Here is a 2,117-nt window from a genome sequence, read left to right on the forward strand (position 1 = left end):
GGCACGGCGGCAGGGCACGCGTCCACCGGGCTCGCCCAAGGCGCCGCATCGGTCGATGTGATGGCCAAGACCGGAACGTCCGCCTCCAAGGGCTTCCTGAGCAAGGTCGGCGGCCCCAAGGGCGCCGCGGCCATCGGCACCGTCGGTGTGGGAGCCGTGATCGCCGCATGGCTGTTCCGGCCCTCCGAGCCCGGTGTCGGCGGAGAGGACCACGGATTGCTCCACGCGGGGTTAACGCGACCGGGAGCACTCACCAGCCAGCCCAACATGCCCGCTTCGGAAGGCCCCACCCTGGACGCGAAGATCTCGATCGCTCCGGCCCGGGTCAAGCCGGGAACGACCGTCCGTATGGTCGTGCAGGTCCGCGCTCGCATGCCATACGGCGGGAAGTACCTGCCCGGTGGCCGACGCCAATGTTTCGGCAAAGACGCGAACCGCCAGGACATCGTCCAGGGATACGACTGGACCGTGGGTGGGGGAGACTCCCCGCAGCACGACGAGAGCCCCGGAAGTGGATGGCAGACGGTCGGGCTGAACCTGGCTTTGTATCGGAGTCCCCCGGCCGAACGGGAGAAGCTCGCGGGGCTCACGTCCCCGCTCCTCCTCCGAGCACCGCCGGTGAAAACCGACAACGTCGAAGCCTATGTCCGTTCCGAATGCGCCTACATGACCGAATGGACCGAGACTCGCACCTTGACCCTCCCGGGAAGCACGGTGGTGCGGCCGGGACGTTACCTCGTCTCCCCCATCAACCCGCTGCGCGTCACGAAGACCGTCCGTGACGGCAAGCCGATCACACCGGCGGAGGCGGGTGCCTTCGTTGAGGGAACGCTGCCGATGATCGAGGTGCTGGACAGCTGATCCACCGGGACTCAAAGGGTCATGCCGGGCGGGCGGCTCGGCGGACTAGGCCGGTTTGCGGGCCACGCCGCCCCACAGGGCGGCGGGGGCGGAGGCTTCGAGCTCGGAGCGCGGGCGCCATTTCGCGACCTCGACGACGCCCGGCTCGATGAGCTCCAGGTTGTGGAAGAACCTGGTGATCTGGTCGCGGTCGCGCAGGTTGACCGCTTCCGCCGAGTCCTTGTTCATGGTCTGGGCGAACCTGGCCATCTCCTCGGGGAAGATGTCCTTCGCGGTGTGCGACAGCACCAGGTGGCTGCCCGGCGGGACGGCGGCCATGAGGGTGTCCACGATCCGGTACGGGTCCGCGCTGTCGGGGATGAAGTGGAGCACGGCGACGAGCATGACCGCCACCGGCTGCGTGAAGTCCAGCGTGTGGGACGCCGCCTGGAGGATCTTGTCGGGCTCGCGCAGGTCCGCGTCGATGTAGTCGGTCTTGCCCGAGGCGGTGCCCCTCAGCAGGGCCGCGGCATGGGCCAGCACGATCGGGTCGTTGTCGACGTAGGCGATCCGGGCCTCGGGCACGATCGCCTGGGCGACCTCGTGCGTGTTGTTGGCCGACGGAAGCCCGGTTCCGATGTCCAGGAACTGGTGGATCCCGGCCTCCGAGACCAGGTACTCCACCGTCCGCGCCAGGAACGCGCGGTTCGCCCGGACGGATTTCACCGTGGACGGGAACGCCTGCAGGCCCCTCTCCGCGGCCGCTCTGTCCGCGGCGAAGTTGTCCTTGCCGCCCAGCCAGGCGTCATAGACCCTGGCGGGGTGCGGGACGTCTGTATTGAACCGGGCAAGTTTGTCCTGGTTTGGTGATTCTTGCGGCCGATCCGATCCCACGAACGTCTCCTCTACCGCTCGATGCTGCACGGATCACCCTATATTCGGGCAGCCCTTCCAGGCACGCATTCGGTGTCCGGTATCACCCGGGCAGCGCCGCGGTGAGGTCCACCTCGACCAGCTGGCCCGGGAAGCCCAGCTGGGCCACGCCGAGGAGTGTGCTGGCGGACGTGAAGGCCGGTCCGAGGTCGGAGGCGGTGAGCCGGCTCCAGGCGGTGCTCAGGTCCTCTCTGTCGTCGCTCCGGACGTAGATCACCGAGCGCACGACGTCCTGCGGCCGGGCCTCCACCGCGGCGAGGGCGGCGAGCGCGTTCTCGACGACCTGATCGACTTGTGCCTCGATGGAGCCCGGGCCGACGAGGGAGCCGCTCCGGTCGAGCGGG

3 protein-coding genes are annotated in these 2,117 nt (G+C 68.8%); 1 reads left to right on the top strand and 2 read right to left on the bottom strand.

Going from position 1 to position 2,117, the window contains the following annotated elements; all coding sequences use genetic code 11:
* Window positions 1-861 (top strand): hypothetical protein (locus ACIWVC_RS13245; RefSeq protein WP_396454176.1); only part of this gene is annotated, 861 nt, incomplete at its 5' end.
* A gap of 45 nt (window positions 862-906) precedes the next feature.
* On the opposite strand, the gene ACIWVC_RS13250 is transcribed toward ACIWVC_RS13245, so the two are convergent.
* Both ACIWVC_RS13250 and ACIWVC_RS13255 read right to left on the bottom strand, forming a co-directional pair.
* A complete protein-coding gene (locus ACIWVC_RS13250) occupies window positions 907-1,734 on the bottom strand; it encodes an SAM-dependent methyltransferase (protein WP_396454177.1) in 828 nt (275 codons plus the stop codon).
* A gap of 82 nt (window positions 1,735-1,816) precedes the next feature.
* Window positions 1,817-2,117, bottom strand: a 301-nt coding sequence (locus ACIWVC_RS13255; RefSeq protein ID WP_396454178.1) for a RidA family protein, incomplete at its 5' end; no start/stop codon positions are given.

This window comes from Actinomadura sp. (assembly GCF_044508335.1).
In the GTDB taxonomy this organism is placed as follows: Bacteria; Actinomycetota; Actinomycetes; order Streptosporangiales; family Streptosporangiaceae; genus Spirillospora.